Here is a 26301-nt window from a genome sequence, read left to right on the forward strand (position 1 = left end):
ACATTAATTATGTTTTTGTTCTTGATTTCAAATTTAGCTTAATGTTTTTTCGTGCCAATTTGTGGCATTTTTAAATAATATGGTTCAATATCCATCAAATCATCATATGATTTAAACAAATTGATATATTGAGCAAAATTGTTAATCATTAAATCATAATCAACATTTAAAAGATTAGGATTTTCATTAACTTCAATTTTGATTTGTTCAGGTGAAAAAGTATCATTAGCTAATCAAGAGTAAACTTTATTTCCTCCTGATTTAATTTCTAATTTTGCTTTATCAGGATATTGATTATGCAAAATTTGCATAGTGCTTATTGTAAAAATTGGTTTTTGTAAATATAAAGCAAGAGTTCTTAAATAAACCAAACTAATTCTAACTCCGGTAAATGAACCGGGGCCAATATTGACATAATATTCATCGATTTGGTCTATTTTATAGTTGTTTTTGTTTAAAAGATTTCTAATGTATTTGTCTATTAATTCAACTTTTTTTTGTTCTTGTGATAAGACGATTTTGTCAATAAATTTATAATTTTTGTCAAATAAAGCAAGTACAAAATCGTTATCGGCAGTATCCAAATATAGTTTCATTATTCCTCTTTCGTTATAGTGTATATGCGATTGTTTTCTGTATCTACTTCAATATTTATCTCAAGATAATTTTTGTCATAAATTGTAATATTGTTTGCTCATTCAATAGCAACAATATTGTTATCAAAAAAATCTTCAAATTCACTTAAATCTTCAGTTAAATTGTAAGCATCGATATGAACTAAACCATCATAAACTTTCATGTAGTTGAAAGTAGGCGATGTAATAGGTTGTTTAATGCCTATTTGTTCTGCTATTTTTTTAACTAAAGCTGTCTTTCCTGCTCCCAAATCGCCATTTAATAAGACTTTTTTGGAACTTGTTAAATTGTCTAATGTAAATTTAGCGACTTGGGATAAATCATCCAAAGTTCTAACTATTATTTTTTCTTTTTTCATATTTATTTACCTTGATAAGCAAAATTATAATAAAAAACAAAGCCCAATGCCTTGTTTTTTAATAATTAATTTGTTTATTATTTAATAATGCTTGTAACACTACCGTAACCAACGGTGTGTCCACCTTCACGGATAGAGAATTTTGTACCTTCTTCAACAGCGATAGGAGCAATTAATTTAACCACTAAGTCAACGTTTTCACCTGGTGTAACCATTTCACGTCCTGCTTCAAATTCAACTCCACCTGTAACGTCTGTTGTACGGAAGTAGAATTGAGGTTTGTAGTTTTTGAAGAATGGAGTGTGACGTCCACCTTCTTCTTTTGTTAATACATAGATAGCAGCTTTGAATTCTGTGTGAGGAATGATTGAACCTGGTTTAGCAATAACTTGTCCACGTTCGATTTGTGATTTTTCAATACCACGAAGTAATAAACCAGCGTTGTCACCAGCTTGAACTTCTTTAAGGTTTTTACGGAACATTTCCATACCTGTAACAACAGTTTTTTTAGTAGGTTTTAAACCAACGATTTCAACTTCTTCGTTAAGTGTTAATTTTCCACGTTCTACACGACCTGTAGCAACTGTACCACGACCTGTAATTGTGAAAACGTCTTCAACAGCCATTAAGAATGGTTTGTCGAATTCTTTAACTGGAGTTTCGATGTATGTATCTACAGCGTCCATAAGTTCCATAATTTTTGCTTCGTATTCTGCATTGCCTTCGCTAGCTAATTTAGCTGAACCACGGATGATAGGAGCGTTGTCACCATCAAAACCGTATTTGCTTAATAATTCTCTAACTTCCATTTCAACTAATTCAAGCATTTCTTCGTCATCAACCATATCACATTTGTTTAAGAAAACAACGATACGAGGAACACCAACTTGTTTTGAAAGAAGAATGTGTTCACGTGTTTGAGGCATAGGACCATCTGTTGCAGCAACAACTAAGATAGCACCATCCATTTGAGCAGCACCGGTAATCATGTTTTTGATGTAGTCGGCGTGACCAGGACAGTCAACGTGTGCATAGTGACGTTTTTCTGTTTCATATTCGATGTGTGAGGTATTAATTGTAATACCACGTTTTTGTTCTTCAGGTGCATTGTCGATTGACGCATAGTCACGAGCTTCTGCTAAACCTTTTTTAGCTAATACAGTAGCAATAGCTGCTGTTAAAGTAGTTTTACCGTGGTCAACGTGTCCAATTGTACCAATATTAACGTGATCTTTATTACGATTAAAATCTAATTTTGCCATGTTAATCCTTTCATATTTTTGTTTGTTTTAGCGCTAAAACCAACCTAAGTGCAGCCTTTCATCTGCATCCTGTCCAATGCGCCGTTTATATGATTAATATTTTATATTAAATTAAAAAAATGATATTCAAATATTTTTAGTTTGCTTTGTTATTTTTTAAATGGTTTTTTAGCTATATATATTTTAATTTATGGAAAAAAATAAGTTATTTTTATAATTTTTTAATAATAACCTTCTATTTCATTGCCTATTCATTAGTGTATTGATAATATAAAAGTGTAGATTAATATTATTAATAAATAGGGAGTAGTAATGAGAATTAAGAAATTATCTATTTTATTAGGAGCTGGAACTATTTCATCAATTACATTGATGGCTGCACAGTGTACTAGCGAAGAACAAATAGACAATTCAAAAGAAAGGCTATTAAATGAAGAATTAGATAAATTGGAAATTTCACCAAAAGCAGAACATCTAGATTCTTCACTTGATACTGATTTGAGCAAATACAATGTCTTGGGTATTGACACAAAACAATACACAATAGCGTTTAATAAAGTTGATCCTACTGATGAACTTAAAATTAAACATGAAAAATTCGGTAAAGCAACCATTAATGTTTCTATAAAAGAAATTTCAAGTGGGGCAATTTCACCAAAATCAAGAACTTTTGAATTTACTAATTTAAAATTAGCTGAAAGTGTTTTTGATGAAGTTAATGCTGGTTTAGTATTAACTTTAAAAGATCCATATGTAACTGAAGAAATATTCCAAAGTCAAGGTGAAAATGGAGTTAACAAACAATACAACGGCGAATTTGATCAATATGTAACAATTTCTTCAAAAAATTATATGCGTAATGAACAAGGGTTGTTACAAGCTACATTTGTTATTACTGACAAACGTTATGAAGATAATAAAAAAGAATTTATTAGAACATTCACTATTGATGCAATGCCAGTTGAAAAATTGAATGAGGCAGCTAGAGAAGTAACTTTTGGAACAACTTATAATGCATACAATTTAATGAATGTTTACTTTGCTGATGGTCTTAATATCACAATTCCAAATAGCGCAATTGAAATAGAAATTGATGATAGCAGTTTTGTATTAACTGAAGCTAAAAAAGTTCAATTTAGTTATAAAGCTAAACAAAAACAAACACAAAATTATTCAGAAATTATTACAGTTGAAGTAATGCCAGCTAATGAAGCTTTAACAGATGAAGAGTATGAAGCAATTAGCCAATTAATCACAATTAAAGCATTAAAAGGCGAAGAAGTTCCTTCAATTGAAGAGCTTGTAGAAAATCCAGCTGAATGAACAACAGTTGTAAATGAATATAGCGACTATGTTGCCGTTACTATCTTATCAGCTGAAAAACAAGAAGATTCAAATATAGTTAATGTTAAGTATAAATTAACTGATAAGTTTGCTGAAAGTGGAGAAAGCCAAGAAATTACTGTTGAAATTACAGGCCTTATTTCTAAAGCTAAAAAAGACTTAGCTAATGCTGAAAAAATCGCAACAGCGGGTTATGAAGGAGATATTGCTAACCTTGATGCAAATGAATTAGAAATTGCTAAAGTTACTGTTACTACAACAGAAGGCTATATGGCAATAGAAAAAGCTTTTGTTAATGAACAAGCTACAACTGATGAGCTTGATAATGGCTATAGAGAAGTAAAATTCAAACTTCAAAAAGATGAAACAGTTTCAGAAAATTTCATTACTAGAAGACTTGAAACACACAAAACAAGTAAAGAATACATATTAGATAAGCGTGAAATAATGAGAGGCTTTACTTTGGTTCAAAACGCTAAGGTTAAAGAAATTTTAAGCACTAAAGAAAATGGCGCTATCTTGGCATATAACTATAGAGAAGCAGCTGTTATGGAAAATGACATTGTGTTGTTCACATTAGGAGAAAGCGGAGTACCTATCAAGAGTTCTAATGTAACTACATATGCTAGTGATGGCGAAAAAATGGTTAATGGTAAAGTTCAATTAGTAGTAAATGGTGAAGGTAATGATAAAGAATATTCATTAACTTTCACTATTGGTAGATATAACTTTGATGAAAGCCTTAGACGTATGGACAACAAAGTAACCACAACTACTCCTGCTAAATTAAACACAATATATACACAAAGCGAACTTGAAGCAAAAGCAACAGAATTCAATGAAACTATTGATTATCCAAACAAGGAAACTACATTGGCTGTTAATGCAGAACAAGCTAATTTAACCAAAGGTGAATTAAATGGCTTAACATTTGAAATCACTTCATGAATTCCAAACCAAAACCAAGGCGAAATTAATATTACCTACAAATTAAGCCAAGAACAAACTGGCATGACTGTTGAAGTTATTAAAAACAAAACAATTAACGGTTTTAAACAAGGTGCATTAACAAATGTTTTAGATGACACAACAGCAGAATTAGAAAACAAAAGCGAAGTGCTACCAACCAATGTTGAGGCTAACAATATCAAGATTATGAAAGACAATGCCGAATTAGTAATTGAAGAAGGCATTACTGTTACAAAATCAATTGAAGATGCAAACGATTCACTTGGAACATTAACATTTGTCGTAACTTTAACAAAAGATGATGACAAATTTGTTAAAAAATATGAGTTAAGTGGCTTTAAACAAGGCAATCCTTTAGATGTTGAAGAAATAGCAACACATTTAACAGCAACATTTAATGGTGATAAAGAATCAACTAATGCTTATAGAGTAACAAATGAAAATATTACTTTAGCTCTTGATAGCGATCAAAAAGAAAAAGTTGATTTAACAATGGGTGAATTAAAAATTAATGCTGAAACAGGAGTTGTGGTTGTTCCAGTTACAGTAGCAAACAAAGAAGATTCATCAAATTCAACAACTAAAGAAATTACAATTGATGGATTCCAACTAGCTCTTGCTGATTGAGCAGTTCCATTTGCTAAAAACAAGAACTTGTTCGTAATTGATGAATCTGATAAAGCAGCTCTTAAAGAACATGTGTCAGGAAAATTGAAAGATGGTATGTACCTAATTAGAATTGATGCAAATGTAATTAAGCCTCAAAGCAAAAAAGATAAAAACATTGATTTAAAAATTAAAATCAATCCAGAAGCAATTCAAGCTCAAACATCAGTTGATGGTCAAGCAATTAACACTCACGGTAGAGAAGGAATGACAATTTCTAATGCTACAAAACTAAAAGGAACTACTAAGGGTGTTGGTTTATATTTAATTGAAGACAAAGTTGTTATTAAATTCGTTCTTCTAACAGGAAGTGGCGAAAGAATTGAAACCATCTATGAACAAGAATTAGCTTAACGCTCTAAAAAAACAAGCAAAATAGCTTGTTTTTTTTCGCCTAAATTACCTACCTGAGTTTCCAAGTTGGAAGCTCATTTTTTATAATTTTTAAACCCTACTTATATACTACGTATATAAGTAAAAAATCAAAAAATTTTTATTTTTTACAATGATTACAATGATAATAGTGTATAATTAGGGCATGAGCAATTACATTTTATATAAAAGAAACAACCCAAAAGGTATCTATTTAGCAATCGGAATTTCAAAAGGTTATGGTAAAGGAATTGGTGATTTAGTTGGTTTAGGATATTGAGATGAAATCAAAGATAAATATTCTTTGCAAAACATTGATGATCTAAAGGCAATTGCAAAATTAGTTCCATTTACAAACAACAAAATTGAAGCAAAGAGCAAATTTTTCGAATTGTTAGAGCCAACATCTGTTGAAACTAATGTTAAAAATGTTGGAATTGATTTAATTTACAAAATTATCAAAGAACTAAACTTATTCAGTTCATTGCTGAAAAGCAAGCACAAATCATTAGAAGAAGTTCTTGAATTTATCATTGGAACCAGAATTATTTTTCCAAGAAGCTACATTTGTCAATATAAAAACAAAAATGATTTTTTGCACAATATTGAAATCAAAAAATCATCAATTTATAACTATTTTGATACTTTTTTAACAAACAAAGAAACTATTTTGTTCAATCTTTACAATAAATTACAAGAATTAACTAATAGAAACAGTAAACAATTACACTTCGACAATACAACTGTTTATTTTGAAAGTTTTTCAAGAAAAGGCGTAAGACAAAAAGGTTTTTCAAAAGATGGCAAGCATGATGAAGACCAAATAGTAATAGCAATGGCAACAGACAATAATGGAATACCTTTTCATTACAAAATTTTTGAAGGAAATACTGCCGATTCACAAACTTTAATTAAGTTTTTAATTGAAATGGAAAGAATTTACAAGATTAAAGACGTAACCATTATTGCCGACAGAGGAATTAGTCAAAATGCTAACTTAAGATTTTTAGAACAAAAAGGCTATAAATACATTGTTCAAAAACGCATCGATAACCTTAGCGAAACAGACAAAAAATTCATAATTGAAGATAAAGATTATATGTTGGAACATGAAATTTTTTCAAAAAGCAGATTTGTGGAATCTGTTTGAGCAAACAATAGAAAAAAGAAAAGATTTAATCAAACTCTTAGAAAACAAATAGTTTATTTTAGCCCAGCAAAAGAAAAGCTTGACAGAATAAAAAGAGCTTTTTCGATAGCGAAATATGAGAAAAAATCAATAAATAATGTAATTTGCTTAAGTGATCTTATTCCAGAATATAAGAAAAAATATATGGATGTTGAGGGCAAAACAATTGCAAAATTAAATTACTCTAAAATTAAAAAAATAGCTGATCAAGATGGTTTCTATATGATTGAAACCAACATACCAGATTTAACAGCGCAAAGAGCTAATGAAATTTATAGACAACAATGAAAAATTGAAGAAGGTTTTAGAACATTGAAATCTTCGCTTGAAGTTAGACCAATGTTTGTTCATAAAGATTCTCACATTCAAGCGCATGTTTTCTTGTGTTTCTTAGCGTTGATTGTCTTAAAATACTCAATATACAAACTTAAAAAGTTCTATGAAGATAACGGCGAAATTCAAAAAGTAACTATGAATATGTTTATAGATGCCTTAAAACTTATAACAATAACAACTAAAACTGTAAATGGTAAAGTTGTTGGTGAAATTATTAATAATTTAGATCCAAACCATTACGAATTAAACAAAATATATAAAGATTTTTCATTTGTTATAGAAAATCTATCATTGTAGTTAAAAATAACAAAAAAACGAAAGCGCCTTATTTATAGGTGTTTTCGTTTTTTAGCCCTTTTTAACTTGGAAACTCAGGTAAATTCGTTCTTCTAACAGGAAGTGGCGAAAGAATTGAAACCATCTATGAACAAGAATTAGCTTAACGCTCTAAAAAAACAAGCAAAATAGCTTGTTTTTTTTCGCCTAAATTACCTATGAAAAAGCATTTTAAGAAATTGGTTATATCAAAACATTAATGTCTTGATATTGCGTGTAACCCACATCGTTCAAAGGTTTTTCAAATTGAATTTGTACAATTTGTTTTGAATATTGGTTTATTAATGAATATGCAGAAGTGTTTGCTTGAACTGAAAAAATTAGATCAATTGCTTTTATTAATGATAGTTGATCTTGAAGTTTTAAACTTTGTAAAATATTGACTAACTCATTTTTATAGTTAGTTATGTCTTCAATTGTTATTTCTTTTATGTTTTTGTGTGTCGTTTTGCTTAAAATGTCAATTAACATTTGAATTGAAGTAAAAGTCTTATCAAACAAAATACTATTTGCGTCTTGTTTCATATTAACCTTTAAAACAGTTAATAATGGAATATTTTTATTACTTAAAAGTGAAAATATATAGTTGCTAAATGAAGAGTTATAAAAAGTTTCTTCAAAATATTTTAAATAATATGAATTGTCGTTTTTTTCAACAAATTTAAACGTTGGCTTTAATCTTGAATCTAAATTCCTGTAAATATTCGTTATTCAATCAAACAATTGTTTCAATTGATAACTTTCTTCTTCAAATACTGGAATTTCTCATTCAAGGATTTCTGATGAATCTAAAGAATAAATGGTATATAACTGATCTAAAATATTTTTCATTTTAGCCTTTAAAACAGCTATTTTAGGGTTTTGTAAAGCTTTTTCTAAATTTAAAACATTTGCTTGATATTGCTTTTCAAAATCGTATTTATTAACAAAAATCAAGTCATTGGTACTTGTATTTTCAAAATATAAGTTATTAATATAATCTTCAAATTCTGCTATTTTAGCACTTTTGTATTGATAAGAATCGATTGCATCAAAAACTAAATTTTGCGGACTCAAACTATTTCAATAATTATCAAAATTATTAATTTTTTGTAATGCGTAAGGGTTAATCAACATAGAAAGTAAATTTCTAAAATTAAGGTTTAATTGATTTATTTCGCCATTAATTAAATCGCCAAAAAAAGCTTTTTTAAAGGCGTTATTGTATTTTGGATTGTTTGTTTGTAAACTTTCTAAATTAATTAAATATTTATTACCATTGGTAAAACTATTGTTTTGACTGAAATAATTTAATCCGTAAATAACAGTATTATTATTGATCTCATTTTGTTGTGTTGAATTAAGCAAATTGAAATCTGCTTCAGAAATCAAATTTTGTTTAAAAGCTTCTACTAATTGCAATTGGTAAGTGCTTATATCTATTGGAACAGGATTGTATTTTAAAATAACTTCTTCAAGTTTATAATCACTTATTTTAAAATTAACTACAGGATAGTCTTCATTTTTATGAAAAATTTGTTTGTCAAACGAATTGTAAGCCAATAAATAAGGGCTGGCAAATTTGATATCTTCAAGCCTTAAATTTTCTGAACTTTCATAAAAAGGCATAGGGTTAAAAATTAAATTATTTGGTATTTCTTCTAAAGTGAAACTAGCTAAATTTGTGTTTGAATTTTCAAGTAATTCAAATGTTATCCCTGTAGCAAAATTTGTTATATTTGGCTGTTTTATAGCGTAATTAGCAAATAAATTTTGTGAATTATCTCAATCATTTTGCAAAGAACGCCAATAGTCTGAATAAGCTATAAAATCACCTGATCTTTCGCTATTATTATGTACATAAAAAGCTTGCTTTAAAGAAAAAGAAATACTTTTAGCTTTTGATAAATTATTGAAAAAACTTTGTGAATTAATATTTCTTTCATTCTCCGAATAAATTTGTTTAATGCCCGTTCTATCATTTGCTGATAAAACAAAATTATCAACTTCATCACTGTCATAAACATAAACTGAGTTATCTTTTAAAGTTAATGTTATTCTGCTTGCTAGACCAAAAGATAAATGTTTTGTGCTTACTTTAAAAAATGTTTTATTTAATGAATCATATTTTGCTTTCCCATTAAATTCTCAACGAATCAATGGCGAGTGCAATAAAGCTTCATAATCAGTTTCTACTCTTTTAACTTTATTAATTAAATAATTATTGGTAATTGGATTGGCACTATTAAATTCTTTAATATATGTTTTGCTTGAACTTGCTTCTCTAATATTACATGCTGTTGCAATTAATGGCAAGGTTGTTAAAGAAGAAATTAATGATAATTTAAAGATCTTGTTCATTTAAGCTCTCCTTTTTTCCTCTTTTGGATTATAAGCAACATAAAGATTAATACCAAATAGTTTTGTTAATAAAACAAAACCAGAAATTAAAACAATTGCAAATACAACATAACTAACATTGGAATAATCAATAATTATTTGTTTGAAAATATTGCCTATGTTTAAAGTATTTTCAAGTCCTTTAACATTAAAGAATGCTAACGAACTTAAAACCAAAATGTTTAATGAAATATTTTCAGTTATCAAGCTAATAGCCAACATTAAAACTTGTGGCAAAATATACTTACAAATAATTCTAAAATTACCCAAACCAACTGTTTTATAGCTTAATATGTATTCTTGATTGCAAATTGAGATTGTTTTATTATAAGCTAAATAAAAGAAATTAATAAAGCCGAATAAAGTTAAAAATAAAACTGCTTTTAAGTTGGTGTAAGCTGTGGCTTGAAAAATCAAAATTATAATGATCAAAAAAGGAATTATTGTAAAAGTATTAAACAAAAAATAACTAATTTGAATTGCTTTTTTCTTAGAAAAATAACCAAAAATTGTGCCTAAAAGCACTCCTAATAACATTTGCAAAATTGATATGCTAATAGTAAATCAAATTGTTCAACCAAGTGAATGAATTAAATTGCTAAATCTGCTAAATCCATTAGCATTTGTGCCAAAAAATAAAATAAATTTTTTATGATAAATTGTTTCCAACAATAAATAAGCGTCATACACAACATTAACTTTATCAACCGCTTGTGTTTCGCTAATTATAATTCTTGGATCAATAGCATTTTGTTGCTTAATTAGTTCATAAATAGGACTATCAAAAGTAAACTTTTGAAACACTAACGGACTTGAATAATTAGGCAACCCGTTAAATAAAATATTATTTTCAATTTTTGTATAAGGTTGATAAGGATAAAAAATTATTGATAAATAAATAAATAGTAAGAAAGCAATTATTAATCCGACAATTAATCAATTGATTTTTAAAGCAAAAAATCTCTTTCAATATCTGACAAAAGTACTTTGTTTGTTTGTTAAAGAAAAAGGCTGAATTTTGCTTTTGGCAAAGCTAAATAAATTAAATTTATTCATTAGTTAGCCCCTTTCTTTTCAACATCGATTTTAAGTTTAAAATTAAATGACTTTTAGCGCTTTGACCTATAAATAAGTTATTTAAGGCAATATAAGTTGTTTCGCTAATCAAATTTAAAGTTAGAAAAATTAACAAATTAATAGTTATAAAACACATTAAAACATTAATTTCTTTCATTTGGAACATACTAATAATTAATAATGATTGACCTGGTATTTGAAATACTCTTTCTAAAATAAAACTTATGCTTAATGTGATTGCTAAAATTGTTATGCTTTGTGACACTAAATTAGCAATTATTTTTTTAAAGACTGTTTTGTTAAAAATATCATAATTTGACATACCAATTGCTTTCATTTGCACAACATAATTTTCTGATAACGTCTGTAAAATAGTGTTTTTGGTTACCGTTGAAATATAACTAATTGGTAAAAGAGAAAGCAAGCAAACAGGTATTATTAATGACGCAATATTTCACCAAATGCCATATTCATCTGGTTTTAAATACATTATTGGAATGTCATTATTTTGCGCAATTACTATCATTATTGGAGCTAATATGAATGTTGGAATTGAAATGGCAGCAAAAACAAAAATTGATACAAATTTTTCAGAAATGCTATTGTGTTTATAGCCGATAAAAATGCCAATTGATATACCTAAAATTATTGAAAAGCAAATTGTTAATATTAGAAATAAAAGACTATGATAGAAATAACTTCAAAACAAATCAAAAGCACTATTAAATGTTAGTTTTAAAGATTTTGTATATAGCTCTCCAAAACCATTGAATACGTTTTTAAGAAAATTAAATAGTTCGCTAATTATTGGTTTGTTGCTGTTAGCAATTGAAGAATATAAAAAAACATAGGCACATATTATTACTAAGGCGAATGTACCTATTGAAAAAAATATTTTTTTAGAAAAATAATTAATAAAGCGCATGTTTTTGCCTTTCTACTAGGCAAATAAGAAAAATAACTAAATTAAGTCGTTATCTGCAAATGCCTTTTGTAATACTTCAATTGCTTGTTCTTCGTCTTCTCCGTTGGCTTTAACTGTAAATGAATCTTTGTTACGTAAATTTAAAGCGATTGCCATCATTAATGATTTCAAGTTGGCTGATTTACCTGTTTGATTTGAAACAATAGTAATATCGCTTTTGAATTGAGAAGCCAAAGCAACAATTTGACTAGCTGGACGAGCGTGAAGACCGATTGGATCAATAATTTTTGCTGTAAATGTTTTCATAAATTCTCCTACATTCTTAATTCTGTTATATTATACCAAATCACATTCAAATTACTTTTGGCATTCGACTAGTTCATTAAAAATCATTTTCAAGCTTAAAATAATGTTATTTTGTTAATCTCATAACAATTTAATATACAAATTAAGTATAATATAAACATTATGAATATGATAATTGTTAAAGAAAATCTATTAAAAGAATTAAAACAAGTTGCAAAAGAACTTGGTATTGAAAAAGAGCCGTTTTTAATTGAACCTAAATCTTATTCTGACTTAGCAACAAATGTTGCTATGGGTAATAAAGGAAAAAATCCACTTGAATTAGCCAACCAAATTGTTGAAAAGTTAAATGCTAAAAAAGAAGAACTTTACCTTAAAAAAATTGAAATTGCTGGGCCTGGATTTATCAATTTCTTTTTAAGCCAACAATCATTAGTTGAGGGTATTAATGAAGTGCTTAAAAAAGGCAATGATTATGGTAAAGGGAATAAAAAAGGCAAAATTAATATTGAATATGTTTCAGCCAACCCAACAGGTTATTTACATGTTGGTCATGCTAGAAATGCAGCTATTGGTTCAACAGTAGCTAACATTGTTGAATTTGCTGGCTTAGAAGTTGTTCGTGAATACTACATCAATGATGCCGGAAACCAAATTAATATGCTTGCCGAAAGTGTGTTTGCAAGATATCAACAAATTTTTGATCCAGAATATGAAATGCCTGAAGAAGCTTATAGAGGCGAAGATATTATTTGAGCTGCTAACGAATTTTATAAAACATATGGTGAACAATATAAAGGTGCTAAATTAGAAGGCGAAATTTTAGAAAAATGAAAACTTGAAAGCACAAAGCTATTTTTAGGTCAAATTAAAGCTGACTTAGATAGATTTGGCGCGCCAATTGATATTTGATTTAGCGAAAAATCACTTTATGATAATGATGCTGCTCAAATTAAAGCTGCTATTGCTAAATTACCAAACAAATATGAAAAAGATGGCGCTTTATGATTAGAAACAACTCGTTATGGCGATGATAAAGACCGTGTTATAGTTAAAAGTAATGGCGAATACACTTACTTTACACCCGATATTACTTACCACAACATTAAATTTGAAAGAACAGGCAAAGGTTCAATCATAATGGACGTTTGAGGCGGAGACCACTCAGGCTACATTAAAAGAATGCAAACTGCCATGATGGACTTAGGTCATAAGGGTGATGATTTAGTAATTCTTTGCATGCAACTTGTGAGATTAATGAAAAATGGTGAAGAATTCAAGATGTCAAAAAGAAAAGGTACATCATTCTGATTAAGAGAATTTATTGACTTAGTTGGAAAAGATAGTGCTAGATTCCTTTTATTAGATAGAACATATAACTCAAAACTTGATTTTGATATTAATATTGCTACTAGCAAATCAAATGATAACCCAGCTGTTTTAGTTCAATACGCAAATGCCCGTGCACATACCTTGTTAACTAAATCAAATTATGATATAAACTCAATTAAAGCAACTAAATTTGAATCAGAAAGAGACGAAAAGTTAATTTCTACAATTTTAGAATTCCCTGAAATTATTGAAAAATCTGCTGAAAAATACATGACTAATTTATTAACACAATATTTAATTAAATTAGCAAAAGAGTTTAATTCATGATACTCAAATGGTGACAGAATCATTGGCAATGAAAATGAAGAAAGTTTATTAGCAATTGTTAAGGCTGTAAACATAACTCTTGAAAACGGAATGAAATTAATTGACATTTCAATTCCACACAACATGTAGAAAAAAGCGGTGCAAAGACCGCTTTTTTTAGAAAGGTAACTTAAAAATGAAACGTAAATGAAAATTCTTGGCTTTAAATACTTTAGCTTTAGCAGCTCCTTTGATCTGGTTATCTGCTTCTTGCAATGAAACTGGAGATAATGCTAAAAAGCCTATAAAAGAGCCAAATCCACAACCAATTCCGCCTGTTGATGAAAGTCCTAAACCAATTGATGAAGATAAAAATGTTTTAACAGCAGAATATTTAATTCAAAATTATGGCGAAAAAATCAATGATTTTGAAAGATGAGCGAATGAACTAAAAACTGACGCTACAACTTCGTTTTATTACATGATGATGTTTGAAGCTAAAACTAATGAATTAAAAAATGAATTGAATAGTGAAAAAGAATCTTTAAATAATATTAGTGATATTGCTGTTATTAAAGAAAAAAATCAAGAAGCTGAAACTAAAATTCAAAAATTATATTCTGAATGAGATGACTTTTTCGCTAGACAATTTCCACCAACATATTCATTTGAAACTGAGTTAAACAAAGCTCAAGTTATTGCTCATATTAAAGATGTTTTGGACATTGGAAAAAGAGCTTTTATTGACAATCCAGAACTAAAAATGTATTCCAAAAACGTTGTTTATGACCGTAAAGCTAAATTAATAAAAGAATCAACTTATTATGAAGCAATGATGGATTTTCTTCAAAATGATTACAAAAATTATTTTGAATTATCTCTAGTAGCAAATGGCGAAGTAATGTTTAATACAAAAGAAATTGATGGCATAAAATATGTTACTAATTTTAAATTTAACATGATTAATTTTGTAGCAGAAAACTTAGAAACAACTATTAATAATTATGTAAATCGCGCTACGAGTTTAATTAATGATGAAATGAGTGTGATTGAAAAAGCCTATATTTTAGGTAAATTCGTCATGCAAGAATTAGTTTATAAATCAGCAACTAATTCTAATGAAACGTCTTTAAAGACTGCTTATGAAAAATGATTAGGTGTTTGCAAAGAATATGTTGAACAATTTGCAATGCTACTTTCTAAAGCAAGACTTAGATACAAAATTCTTACTGGTGAACAACATACCTGATTATCAATTCAAAATGATGATGGAAAATGATTCTTTGTTGATCCAACACATTCAGATGACGGGCAACCTGAAAAATATCATCCAGTTGGAGAATCATCAATTCTTTCCTTAGACTATGAAATGCGCCTTTATATAAGAAAGCAACATTTTATAGAAACAACTGGTAGATTGTTTAATTTAGAGCCAAATGACGACTCATTAACTAATTGATTAAGCGATTCTGAATATAAAAATAATTTTGTTTATTACATTAATTCTTTAAAAGAAAAATTTGACAAAATGTCATCTCTTTCATTTAATGACCAAAAAGTCTATTTCATAGGTAAAAAAGGCGAAACAGTAAAAAGTTATTATTACAATGTTAATGATTATACAAACATTCAAGAGCACAATGAATTAAATAATCTTCTTGAACAAAACCATATCAAATTATTACCTAGCGGAATTTATATTAACAATTCTTGAATAGTTTTAGCCATTCAAAATAACAAAACTACAATTTTAAAAATTAAGGGAAATAATATACAAGACTTATTAAGCGGGCAAAATGTTACTGTAAATGAAAACTCTGTTTTTTACATTAACTATGATGCTAAAAATTCTCAATATCAACTTTATGTTGATCCTACTGAAACAAGTCATCCTTACTTCATTATTGAATTATAAGACAAAAAAACACGGTCAAAATAACCGTGTTTTTTGCTTAATGTAAATTATTTTCTTAAGTTAAGTTCTGCTAAAGCTCTTTGGTATGTGTCGAAATCTGTATTTTTTAAGTGTTGTAATAAAAGACGACGTTTAGTAATTTTTGCTAAGAAACCTCTTCTTGAGTGGTTGTCTTTAGGGTTGTTTTGGAAGTGTGGTTTTAAATCTTCAATTTCAGCTGTTAAAATTGCGATTTGTACAAATGTGTTTCCTGTGTCTTTAGCATTTTTTCCGTATTTTGCTACTAATTGAGCTTTTTGTGTTTTAGTAATCATATTTTTACTCCTTGTAAAATAAATATGTTTTATCCTAGCCTTAATTATTAATTAAAACCAAGAATAAAATTGCATTTCTGGATGCGTTATTATAATAGCATAATTATTTTAGTTTTTGCTAATTTTAACAAAATAGTTTTTGCCTATAAATAAGTCTTTTTCATTAATTTTTGGTGTTTCATTATTTAAAAATGGACGAACTAATTGCAATAATTGTATTTCTACTTTTTGATATTCACCTTGATTCAAAATATAATCAATAAATTCTAAAGTAATTGATTTATCAACAATTGAAGCAGCAGCATAATAAACATAATCATTGACAATTACATTGCAAATATAAATACCATTGGTTAAACTTTCAATTTTTTCAGCGTCAGCTATTTCAAATTTAACACTTTCAGTTGAATATGATAATTCGCCCAAAAAACCATAATTAAAGGTATTTAAGTTGTTAACTAATTCTATTTCGCCAGCAATCAAACACTCTTTTAAAAAACTTGTTGATAATTTATTACCATTTGCTAGTTTCAATGGCTCAACTATCAAAACGTTAGTTCCATAATTAGTCAATAATCATTTAACATCGCCTGATGCTTTAGCGCCGAATTTAAAGTCTGTTCCCGCTATAAAAGTATAATCAGTTTGATTTTTAACTAAATTCTCAATAAATTCAGCTGGTGATCAATTCCTAATTTCTCTATAAAATAGCCGAATACAATTTTTGAAACCTAGGTTGGCAAATTGTTGAATTCTATATTCATTGTTAGTAAAAATTTTGCCATGGTTTTTAGGTAAATATTCAACATCTTCAAAATAAACTAGAACTATTTCTCTTGATGGCTCATTTTCTTTTAATGCTTTAGCAGTTTGCAATAATTCATTATGACCTTTATGAAAAGATTCAAAACTGCCTAATATATAGATTGGTTTATTAAATGTTGGTTGATTATTAATTTTGTAAATAGTCATTTTAGTCCTTAAAAGTTAATAAAAATATGCAAAGTTTCCTTTACATATTTTACATATATTAAGCTATAAAATCATTAATTCCAGGGAAAATTTGTTCTTCTGGACCTGGCATAACTCAATATTTTTTATCTTGACGTTTTTTAATGCCTAATTGTCTGATGGTTTCTAATTTAACTCAAATTCAAGCACATATGAAAATTGAACTATAAGCACCAATTGCTAAACCAAAAATCATTACTAAGTTAAATGCTAAATTAGTTGCATCTTTAAACATTAATAAGACTAAAACAGCTAAAATTGTTGTTAGTGAAGTGTATATACTACGTTTGATTGTGTCAGCAATCGAACTGTTTGCTATTTGTTTGATTTGTTGATAAGTTAAAAATTCGTGGTAGTAATTTGAATTAATTTTTTCTCTAATTCTGTCAAAGACAACAATAGTGTCATTGATTGAAAAGGCAATAATTGATAATATAGCAGCCACAATGATTGGTGACAATTGTAATCTAGTTACAATAATGAAACCAATAGTTAAGATAACATCATGAAGCAAGCCGATAATAGCAGCAAATGAGAATGTTCATTTTAGTCTAATTAAGGTATAAACAATAATACCAACGAATGAAATTGACACGGCTAATAAAGCGTTTTTAACTAGATTTTGGGCTTCAATTGAAGAAATACCATAATTTCAAACTTGAACCGAAGCAATATTTTCATTAATAATATTTTTAATATTGTCCATGCTATTATTTAAATCTTGTGGTGTTTCAATAACAACTTTAAAAATTGTTCGATCTGAATTAACAGGTAAGATTTTTACAAATTCTGATACATTATTAATTCCCAATTCAGCTTGTTTACTAATTAAAAAGGCTTTAATTTGCTCTGCTTGAACAATGTCAATAATATTGTTGTTTTTGCCTTCAATTGATATATTAATACCACCTTGGAATTCTAATGAACGATTAAAACCTGCTCAAAATTCTTTTTGCACTCCGGCAATTGAAGAAAAGACTATTAAAGCAATAACAACAAAAATCAATGAACCTAAGGCAAATCATTTAGAATTTTTAACATAATCAAATTTACGATAGAAAATTTGAGCATTTAAATTATTAATTTTTCTATATCTAATACCCAATAGTCATAAACGTTTGTCAAAATAACCTGTACCCACAATTAATGAACTAATTGATTTAGTAAAGACAAGCATAACTAATAAGGTAAAAATAACTGAGAAGACTAATGAAAGACTAAATCCTTTAACAGCACTTGTTCCAAAGTAGAACAAGATAAATGAAACAATCAAAGTTGTTAAGTTAGCATCGATAATCGAAGACATTGACATCCGGTTGGAATTCTTAATTGCTTTTTTGATTTTCTCGCCCGCATAAACTTCTGATTTCAGACGCTCAAAAGTAATAATATTAGCATCAACACTTATACCAATACCAATAATTAAAGCCGCAATAGTTACTGGTGAATATTCTCCACGCAACACTGTGAACATTAATAAAGTTAAGAACATATAAAGAGCAATTGATATTGTGCTTAATGCACCTAAAAGTCCATAATTAACAATCATAAAGACTGATATTAATGAAAATACTACAACTCCGGCTAATAAAGCTTTGTCAAATGAACCAGAAACTGAGCTAGCATCAACATAGTTAGAAGATAAGAAAGTTAAATCATACTTGGCTGTACCAAAATTAATCGATTCAGTTAATTTTTTGGCTTCTTCTTCAGTAAATCTACCGCTAATAGTAAATGAAGAACCAGTTAAAGCTTGTGAAACACCAGCATTACTTACTAAAAAGTTTTTTGCATCAAATTGATAAACCTTTAAAGTGTTTGCTTGCTTATTAGTTGTGTCATAAGGAGTTTCATCAACATAAACAAAGTTATATGGATTCTTGCCTGCTTTTTCTCATTTGTCAGGATACATTGTTTCAGCCATATCAACAAGTTTGTCTAAATCCAATCACATTAAAATAGTTCTTGTTGTTGATGAAACATAATCTGTAGCTTCTGTTCATTGAACTTCTGCTGCTTTATCAACTAAGTCAACTTTAATAGCGTATGAAGCAGAACCATTTTGTTGGTAATCTAAACTTGCTCCGTTAGGCTTAAGAGGCGGAATATATCTTGTAATATTTTTATAATCAATAGCATCATGATTTGAGTTAAATTGATTATCCACAAACAATGGCACCATATTGATATCAGTTAAAATCAAATTTGGTTTATCAGTAATGGTTTTTTCAAAACGTTTTCTTTCATCATCAGTTAATGAACCATTTCTAGTAATTAAAATTTTACCTTCGCCCTGAGTTTCAACTTTAGTTCCATTAAATGAAACCCCACCAGTTAATCTTTTGTCAATTGAATCGGCAACATTTTTAGTAAACTCATCAGTTTCATCACCGGTTTGGTTTTTAACTTGTACTAAAAACTCAACCCCGCCGCCATATTCAACAGATTTATTCACATTTTTTGAAACATAAAATAAACTTCCGAACACAATTGCGCAAATTGATGAAATCAATGTCACAAAAATTATTAGAAGTCTTTTTCAATTTGTTAATGAAAATGCATTTATAAAAAATTTTTTAATAGCTCTTCACATAAGTTTCTTTATTATATATTAATATTAAATTTTTAATAGGATTGTTTAAGTCATAATGGCTCTAACGTTGATTAATTTGATGTTTTCCACATAAATTACATATGTAAAAAATGTGAAAAAATTGGCATAGAAAAAATCTAAAATAAAAACATGAAAATTAACGAAATTGAAAAAGTCCTAAGAATACATTTGTTAGGTCATTTAAGTGTTTTTTACAAAAAAGCGTTTGCAGTAAAAGAGCAGAATTCTAATCATCAACCTCCACACACTCTTTTTTATAATGACAAATATAGGCTTTTAGATTTTTTATCATTAACTCAAACAATGGTGTGTGGATAATTTCTAGAAGAAATAATAATTGCTTGTAAGCGTGAAAATGGCTATAAAAAAGGCAAAAATAAAAATTCAATTTGTGAATTTGGTGTTTTTTATAGCAATGAATGTTGTAATTTATTGAACTTCAATCGCAATGGGCGAGAATTAAATAATCTTTCAAACTAGTAAATGATAAGTGAAAAGCTAAAAAAACTATTATTAATAAAAATATAAATATAGTGAGCTAGCAAACTAATGGCTTTGTTTAATAATTGTGTTAGAAAAAAACTCAATTAACCTAGGCTTTTTCTGTATTTTTCTCTTATTTTGTCTAATGTTTCATCATTTACATAAAGCGATGTTCTGGCATTGGTTGGTTTTTTGTAAATTTTAGAAACCTTGAGTTTCCAAGTTGGAAACTCAGGAATGTTTAATACTTTTTTGCATGATTTACTAAACCCGTTAAACAATTAAAAAAACCAACAATTACTGTTGGCTTTTAAGTTTTGTAAGCAGAGGCTTATTAAGCTTCTTGTTTTGCTTTTTGAGCGTTCACAAAACCATCTAAACGTGATGATTTTCTAGCACCTTTGTTTGCGTGGAAAGTACCTTTTTGAACGGCTGTAGCAATCATTGAGTGTGCTTTAGCAACTAATTCAGCAGCGTTTGCTTCATTAGCTAAAACTGCTTCTCTAGCAGCTCTAATAGCTTTACGAACACGAGTTTTCATAGCATTGTTACGAAGTCTGAATTCTTCCATTTTAGCAATGCTTCTAACTTTTGATTTAATATTTGCCATTTTTGCCTCCTTTTTCTTATTTTGTTAGTTTGTTCTAACGTGAAAAATCTTTATTATTATAATGTAAAAATATAAATGTATATAACTTTTTTGCTTTTTTAATGTTATACTATAAGCAACAAGTCGAATATTAATATACGAGTTGCAGCCATGCAACTCTTTGTTGTTTTATAAGGAGCTAAATGAATTGAGAACAAATTTTAAAAGAACAATTTGGCAATATTATTCTTAAAGCCAAAATTGACAATTTCGCAGGAGTAAAAAGTCTAGATGTATATTTGGACACTGCTGAAGAAAAAGTAGTTAATGAATATAGCCAAAAAATCAATGATTTTATTGATGAAAAATTTGGTCAAAATCTTAATTTTGATGCATTAACTATTGGTACTCGGGGTGAGCAAATGGACTATGAAATAGCCGAATTAGATAAATTAATCAATGAAACTTTAGAAATTAATTTACTTAAAAATGTCGAAAAAAATGACAAACTAATTGTCAAATTATTAGAGAACCAAGAAGACAAAATTTTAGTCCAATGAAACAACAAGGGACAAATTAGAAAAATAGAAATAGCAAAAAACAATATCAAAGCAATTAAAAAACACATTAAATTTTAGGAGTTAAGATGTCAAAAACTAAAAATGCTGAAATAAATAAAAGTTTAGATCAAGAAAAAAACTATTTCAAAACTATTGCTGAATATGCTTCTGCTTACAATTGCCCAATTGAAAGCGTTGTTGAAGTTTTTCAAAACAGTATAACTAATGTTATTAGAAAAAACATTGATCCAGAAGCTAACATTGTTATTGAATTAGACAAAAGAAGTAAAATTGCCAAAATGTATAACACCGAAATGATGGTTGTTGAAGATGAAGACAACGAAGCTGATGAGGTTAACTCAGGTATTGTTAGACTTTATAACATCGGTGTTAGTGAAGCACAACTTTATCAAACAGGCGCAAAAGAAGGTGACATTATTAAAGCACCTATTGATTTAAGTGTTTTAATGAATGCTGACATTCAATATAAAAATTATTTAAGAACCATTTTTTCAACCATTGTGCAAGGAATGAAAATCTTACAAAAAAGAATGGTTTATGAAAAATATTCACAATTAATTGGGCAAAATGTTTTAGTTGAATTTATTTCAAAAAATAAAAACAATTCTTGAAATGTAAAAATTATTGATGAAAATAATCAAAATGGTATTACTGGTTACTTGCCAAAAAATTCAATAAGCAATAAGAGAAAAATCAATTTAGGTGAAAGACATTCTGTGGTTATTGAATCAGTTCAAGAAGAATCAAGTTTAAGCCAAATTATTGTTTCACTTGATAATCCAGCTGCATTGAAAAATGAATTAATTCAATCAATTCCTGAAATTAATGATGGCTTAATTGAGATTGTTGAAATTCAAAGACAAGCAGGCGAACGTTCAAAAGTGGCTGTGAAAAAGACTGATCCAAATAGTGACTTTGATTTACATGGAGCAGTTATTGGTATGAGAGGCTCAAGAATTGGTGCTATAAGCCGTAAGTTAGATAATGAAAGAATTGATGTTATTGAATATAGTGATGATTTAAAAACTTATATTGCCAACGCAATGTCACCAGCAAAAGTTGTAGATGTTGTGGCTAAAGACAAAGGTGAAAATAAGAATCAATTCTTTGTTATTGTGCCTAATGACGGAATCACTCCTGCTATTGGCGCTAAAGGTATTAATTCAACCTTGGCTTCTCAATTAACTAAAGCAGTTTTAGAAATTATTGATGTTAAACAAGCTGATGAATTAGGCCTAGAATATAACAAAAATAATTTATTCAATGAAGTTAAAGAAACAATCAAAATCAAACCAATTAACAGAATTGAAAGAAAACCAAGAATTAATAGAATTTCTAATGCACCAATTAGCATGGACACATTTGACAGTGATGTTGCTGCTTTCGAATTAGAAGAACAAGAGTCAAATGATAAATTCTATGACTTAAACTTCGAAGAATTATTTGAACAACATGCCAGAGAAAATGCTGAACAAGAAATTCCTGAAGAAGTCAAAGAGGAAATTGTTGATGTTAAAAATGAGTTAGAAGACTATAAAAAAGCTAAAAAAGTAATTCAAGACTTTAAAGTTGATACTGATTTAGCAAACTTTGGTTTAGATGTCTCGATTGATCTTGATGAATTTAATGACGAGGACTGGGATTAATTTGGTAACTCGTAAATGTATCATTACAGGAGCAATTGTTCCTGTTGAACAATTAGTAAGATTTGATTATGACAAACAAAATCAAAGAATTATTCTCGATGTAAATAAAGAACTTAAAGGTCGAGGAGCATATTTTATTCCTACTAGGGAAAATTGAAACTTAATTATGCGCAACAAAGGCTTAAATAGAGCTTTTAGAACCAATGTTTCAAAAGAGACATATCTCGAAATAAATAATAAACTGGAGGAGTTGAAATGGCTAAAGTAAAAAGATTAAGTAATAATGAACAAATTAGAGCAGTTTTATCAGACGTTAAAACTGAAATTAAAGATGGTGTATTTATTTTCACAAATAAAATGCCTCTTAATGAATTTGCTAAAAAAATTGGTGTAAATGCTAATGATTTAATTAAAAAATTCTTTCTTAAAGGTCAATTATTCACCATTAATCACATTTTAGATGAGGAACAAATAGCCGAATTATGTATGGATTATGGTTTAGATTTCAAAAAAGAAGTTAATGTTGACGCGGGAAACTTTTTAAATGAAATTGTCTTTAATGATGATGAAAAATTATTAAGTAAAAGACCACCTGTTGTAACTGTTATGGGGCATGTTGACCATGGAAAAACTACTTTAATTGACTATATTAGGGAAACTAAAGTAGCTTTAAGCGAAAGTTCAGGAATTACACAACACACTGGAGCATATCAAGCTGAACATAAAGGAGCTAAAATTACCTTTATTGACACTCCTGGACATGAAGCATTTAGTGAAATGCGTTCTAGAGGTGCTAAAATAACTGATGTTATTATCTTAGTTGTGGCTGCTGATGATGGTGTTATGCCTCAAACAAAAGAAGCAATTAAACACGCTCAAAGTTCAAATGTGCCTGTTGTTGTATTTGTCAACAAGATGGATAAACCCAACAAAAATGTTGAAAAAATTATGCGTGAATTGTCTGAAAATGACTTAATTTTAGAAGAATATGGCGGAGACGTTCCTGTTGTTAAGGGCTCAGCAAAAACCGGTGAAGGTATTGATCAATTATTAGAGCAAATTTTATTGATGACTGACATCATGGAATTAAAAGCCAACTTTAATAGAGAACCATTTGGAACTGTTATTGAAAGTAAAATTGATAAAGGTCTTGGAACTTCAGCAACCTTAATTATTGAAAACGGAAGAATTGAAAAAGGCGACTTTATTGTTGCTGGCTCATCTTATGGAAGAGTCAAAATGTTAATTGATCCTTCAACAATGAAACCAATTAGTGAAGCAACTCCGGGAATGCCTGTTATTATTAGTGGTTTAAATAATCCTCCATTAGCTGGCGAAAGATTCATTTGCATTAGTGATGAAAAGTTAGCCAAAAAATTAGCTCAAGAAAAAGCTGCTATTGATAAAAGCCAAACATTATTCAATAAAACAATGAATCTTGTGGCAAATGATAATGGTAAAAAAGTAATTAACATTATCATTAGATCTGATGTTCAAGGAACAGCAGAAGCTTTAGAATCTCAACTTAAAGATATGCAAAATGATGATGCAATGGTTAAAATAATTAGTGCACAAGCAGGTCAAGTTTCAAACAATGATTTATTATTAGCTCATACCTCAAATGCCTTAATTATAGTGTTTAACAACAAACCATCATCAACCATTAAACAAAGCGCAAAACAACAAGGTGTTAAATTAAGTTATCACACAGTTATTTATGATGCTATTGATGTAGTAGAAAAATTATTAGATGCTGAAAGAACAGTTATTTATGAAGAAAAGAAAATTGGACAAGCGCGTGTTGTCAAATTATTCCGTTATTCAAAACTTGGTGTAATCGCAGGAAGTATTATGGATGAAGGCCTTGTTAAATTAGGTTGCAAGGTTAAAGTTGTTCGTAATAGAAAAATTGTTCATGAAGGCATTATTGAAACTCTTCAAAGAGAAAAGAACGAAGTTAAAGAAGTTAATAACGGTAAAGACTTCGGTACACATATTAGAAAATATGATGACATCAAAGTTGATGACATTTTAGAATTTTATGAAGATGTGGCTGTACCATTTAAGTCTTAAAAATAGGTGAAAACAATGGAATTAAACAAATATATTAGAGATATAGTTGATTTCCCAAAAAAAGGAATTGTATTTAAAGATATTTCTCCTTTATTAGCAAATGGTCAAGCTTTAAATTACACAATTATTCAAATGGCCGATTTAGCTAAAGATTGTGACATTATTGTTGGTCCAGACGCAAGAGGTTTCTTATTTGGAACGCCAACAGCAGCATTTTTATCAAAACCATTTGTTATGGTTAGAAAACCAGGTAAATTACCTGGCAAGGTTCAAGCACTTTCTTATGATCTTGAATATGGTCAAAATGTTTTAGAAATTCAAGACGGCTTCATTCAAAAAGGACAAACAGTCGCTATTGTTGATGATGTTTTGGCAACAGGTGGCACAACTAAAGCAATAATTAAATTGCTTCGTGATCAAGGTGCTGTTGTTAAAAAAGTAATTTTATTACTTGAACTTGAAAAATTAAATGGCAGACAATTATTGATTAATGAAGGCGTTGAAGTTCATTCGTTGCTTAAATATTAAGAGCATAAAAATTACCAAAAATTCTATAAACAAGTTAAATTAGATACTTTGAAAAATTCAAAAATAACAAAACAAAAACGAGACAAAAATAAGAAAAGTAATTCTGTAGTAACAAAAAATATTGTTTTGTTGGCAGTTTACTTTTCTTTTTTTCTGGCTTCCGGTTTTACTATATACATTGGTTATATTCCAATAGCGGGTACAACTATAACTTATTTACCGATTTTTGTAGTGATTGCCACTTGTCATTTGGGTTTTAAAGGGGCTTTAGTAAGCGGGTTGGGCTTCGGTGTCAGTTCGTTAATTGCCGCTTTTCTTTTTGGTTCAATAAAATATCAATACCCTGACATTTCAATTTTACCGCGTGTGCTCATGGCTTTATTAGTTTATGCTTTTTATAAAATTTTCAACTTCAACAATAAACCTAAAATGTGAAAATTTTTAATTCTCACTTTGATAGCCGTTGAATTCAATGTTATATTTGTTTTGTCATTTCAACATTTACACAACGCTTTTTGACCTTTAAAAGGTGTTTGGGGCATACCTGAATGAATTGTAACACACGTTCTTAATTTAGTTTTAGAACCGTCCATGTCAATTGTCATTGCATTAGCCACTTATAAATTAGTCTTGCATTTAAAGAAAAAAACTAAACAATGAATTTCAATTAGCTTTTAAATTCATTTACCAAAAAGTCTATAAAACAGGCTTTTTGGTTTTTTATAGTTCTTTTGAGAAGCGATTCCTGGGTTTC

General features: G+C 28.5%; 22 protein-coding genes. 11 read left to right on the plus strand and 11 right to left on the minus strand.

What is annotated here, in order from left to right; translation table 4 throughout:
- Window positions 1-38 precede the first annotated feature (38 nt).
- The 3 genes from tsaB to tuf all read right to left on the minus strand — a co-directional run bounded on the left by tsaB (window position 39) and on the right by tuf (window position 2256).
- Window positions 39-596 carry a tRNA (adenosine(37)-N6)-threonylcarbamoyltransferase complex dimerization subunit type 1 TsaB gene (tsaB, locus tag T395_RS0100980; RefSeq protein ID WP_029512646.1) on the minus strand — a complete coding sequence of 186 codons (558 nt, stop codon included), beginning with the start codon at window positions 594-596 and terminating at the stop codon, window positions 39-41.
- Window positions 596-994 carry a tRNA (adenosine(37)-N6)-threonylcarbamoyltransferase complex ATPase subunit type 1 TsaE gene (gene tsaE / locus T395_RS0100985; protein ID WP_029512647.1) on the minus strand — a complete coding sequence of 133 codons (399 nt, stop codon included), beginning with the start codon at window positions 992-994 and terminating at the stop codon, window positions 596-598. The genes tsaB and tsaE overlap by 1 nt, the downstream gene beginning before the upstream one ends.
- Before the next feature lie 77 nt (window positions 995-1071).
- Window positions 1072-2256 carry an elongation factor Tu gene (gene tuf, locus T395_RS0100990; RefSeq protein ID WP_029512648.1) on the minus strand — a complete coding sequence of 395 codons (1185 nt, stop codon included), beginning with the start codon at window positions 2254-2256 and terminating at the stop codon, window positions 1072-1074.
- 312 nt (window positions 2257-2568) lie between these two features.
- On the opposite strand from tuf, the gene T395_RS0100995 reads away from it, so the two are divergent.
- Entirely contained in the window at window positions 2569-5589 is a 3021-nt protein-coding gene (locus T395_RS0100995) for a lipoprotein 17-related variable surface protein (protein WP_029512649.1), read from the plus strand.
- Between the two features lie 184 nt (window positions 5590-5773).
- The gene (locus T395_RS03575) at window positions 5774-7429 is read left to right on the plus strand and encodes an IS1634 family transposase (RefSeq protein ID WP_245599326.1); all 1656 of its coding nucleotides are present in this window, start codon (window positions 5774-5776) and stop codon (window positions 7427-7429) included.
- A gap of 222 nt (window positions 7430-7651) precedes the next feature.
- Here T395_RS03575 and T395_RS0101005 read toward each other — a convergent pair whose 3' ends face one another.
- The 4 genes from T395_RS0101005 to T395_RS0101020 are packed head-to-tail and all read right to left on the minus strand — an operon-like array spanning window position 7652 to window position 12155.
- On the minus strand, window positions 7652-9808 hold the full coding sequence (locus tag T395_RS0101005) for an OppA family ABC transporter substrate-binding lipoprotein (RefSeq protein WP_029512651.1): 2157 nt from the start codon (window positions 9806-9808) through the stop codon (window positions 7652-7654).
- On the minus strand, window positions 9809-10903 hold the full coding sequence (locus T395_RS03360) for an ABC transporter permease subunit (protein ID WP_051617769.1): 1095 nt from the start codon (window positions 10901-10903) through the stop codon (window positions 9809-9811).
- Complete coding sequence (locus T395_RS0101015) at window positions 10896-11849, minus strand: ABC transporter permease subunit (RefSeq protein WP_051617771.1); 954 nt, start codon at window positions 11847-11849, stop codon at window positions 10896-10898. The genes T395_RS03360 and T395_RS0101015 overlap by 8 nt, the downstream gene beginning before the upstream one ends.
- Window positions 11850-11885: 36 nt before the next feature.
- A complete protein-coding gene (locus T395_RS0101020) occupies window positions 11886-12155 on the minus strand; it encodes an HPr family phosphocarrier protein (RefSeq protein WP_029512653.1) in 270 nt (89 codons plus the stop codon).
- 162 nt (window positions 12156-12317) lie between these two features.
- Between T395_RS0101020 and argS the strand changes: the two genes are divergently transcribed.
- The gene (gene argS / locus T395_RS0101025; protein ID WP_029512654.1) at window positions 12318-13943 is read left to right on the plus strand and encodes an arginine--tRNA ligase; all 1626 of its coding nucleotides are present in this window, start codon (window positions 12318-12320) and stop codon (window positions 13941-13943) included.
- Window positions 13944-13989: 46 nt separating this feature from the next.
- A complete protein-coding gene (locus T395_RS0101030; RefSeq protein WP_029512655.1) occupies window positions 13990-15708 on the plus strand; it encodes a hypothetical protein in 1719 nt (572 codons plus the stop codon).
- A gap of 47 nt (window positions 15709-15755) precedes the next feature.
- Here T395_RS0101030 and rpsO read toward each other — a convergent pair whose 3' ends face one another.
- The 3 genes from rpsO to secDF all read right to left on the minus strand — a co-directional run bounded on the left by rpsO (window position 15756) and on the right by secDF (window position 19551).
- A complete protein-coding gene (gene rpsO, locus T395_RS0101035) occupies window positions 15756-16022 on the minus strand; it encodes a 30S ribosomal protein S15 (RefSeq protein WP_029512656.1) in 267 nt (88 codons plus the stop codon).
- A 108-nt stretch (window positions 16023-16130) separates the two neighbouring features.
- Window positions 16131-16994, minus strand: a complete 864-nt coding sequence (locus tag T395_RS0101040) for an FAD synthase (RefSeq protein ID WP_029512657.1) — start codon at window positions 16992-16994, stop codon at window positions 16131-16133.
- A gap of 58 nt (window positions 16995-17052) precedes the next feature.
- Window positions 17053-19551 carry a protein translocase subunit SecDF gene (gene secDF, locus T395_RS0101045; protein ID WP_408633496.1) on the minus strand — a complete coding sequence of 833 codons (2499 nt, stop codon included), beginning with the start codon at window positions 19549-19551 and terminating at the stop codon, window positions 17053-17055.
- 225 nt (window positions 19552-19776) lie between these two features.
- On the opposite strand from secDF, the gene T395_RS0101050 reads away from it, so the two are divergent.
- Window positions 19777-19965 (plus strand): hypothetical protein, encoded by a 189-nt coding sequence (locus T395_RS0101050; protein ID WP_029512659.1) that lies wholly within the window; start codon window positions 19777-19779, stop codon window positions 19963-19965.
- Between the two features lie 499 nt (window positions 19966-20464).
- Here T395_RS0101050 and rpsT read toward each other — a convergent pair whose 3' ends face one another.
- A complete protein-coding gene (gene rpsT / locus T395_RS0101055; protein ID WP_029512660.1) occupies window positions 20465-20740 on the minus strand; it encodes a 30S ribosomal protein S20 in 276 nt (91 codons plus the stop codon).
- A 182-nt stretch (window positions 20741-20922) separates the two neighbouring features.
- Here rpsT and T395_RS0101060 point away from each other — a divergent pair, with 182 nt between their 5' ends.
- From T395_RS0101060 to T395_RS0101085, 6 genes are read left to right on the plus strand one after another with little or no spacing between them, the layout of a single operon-like run.
- Complete coding sequence (locus T395_RS0101060; RefSeq protein WP_029512661.1) at window positions 20923-21357, plus strand: LSm family protein; 435 nt, start codon at window positions 20923-20925, stop codon at window positions 21355-21357.
- Between the two features lie 8 nt (window positions 21358-21365).
- Window positions 21366-22946 (plus strand): NusA N-terminal domain-containing protein, encoded by a 1581-nt coding sequence (locus T395_RS0101065; RefSeq protein ID WP_029512662.1) that lies wholly within the window; start codon window positions 21366-21368, stop codon window positions 22944-22946.
- Entirely contained in the window at window positions 22918-23214 is a 297-nt protein-coding gene (locus tag T395_RS0101070) for a YlxR family protein (protein ID WP_408633499.1), read from the plus strand. The genes T395_RS0101065 and T395_RS0101070 overlap by 29 nt, the downstream gene beginning before the upstream one ends.
- The gene (infB, locus tag T395_RS0101075; RefSeq protein ID WP_029512664.1) at window positions 23202-25019 is read left to right on the plus strand and encodes a translation initiation factor IF-2; all 1818 of its coding nucleotides are present in this window, start codon (window positions 23202-23204) and stop codon (window positions 25017-25019) included. The genes T395_RS0101070 and infB overlap by 13 nt, the downstream gene beginning before the upstream one ends.
- A gap of 15 nt (window positions 25020-25034) precedes the next feature.
- Entirely contained in the window at window positions 25035-25547 is a 513-nt protein-coding gene (locus T395_RS0101080) for an adenine phosphoribosyltransferase (protein WP_029512665.1), read from the plus strand.
- A gap of 48 nt (window positions 25548-25595) precedes the next feature.
- Window positions 25596-26225: a hypothetical protein gene (locus T395_RS0101085; protein WP_051617772.1), complete on the plus strand. Its 630-nt coding sequence runs from the start codon at window positions 25596-25598 to the stop codon at window positions 26223-26225.
- Window positions 26226-26301 lie beyond the last annotated feature (76 nt).

The organism is Mycoplasmopsis iners ATCC 19705, from assembly GCF_000701805.1.
Classification (GTDB): Bacteria; Bacillota_I; Bacilli_A; order Mycoplasmatales; family Metamycoplasmataceae; genus Mycoplasmopsis; species Mycoplasmopsis iners.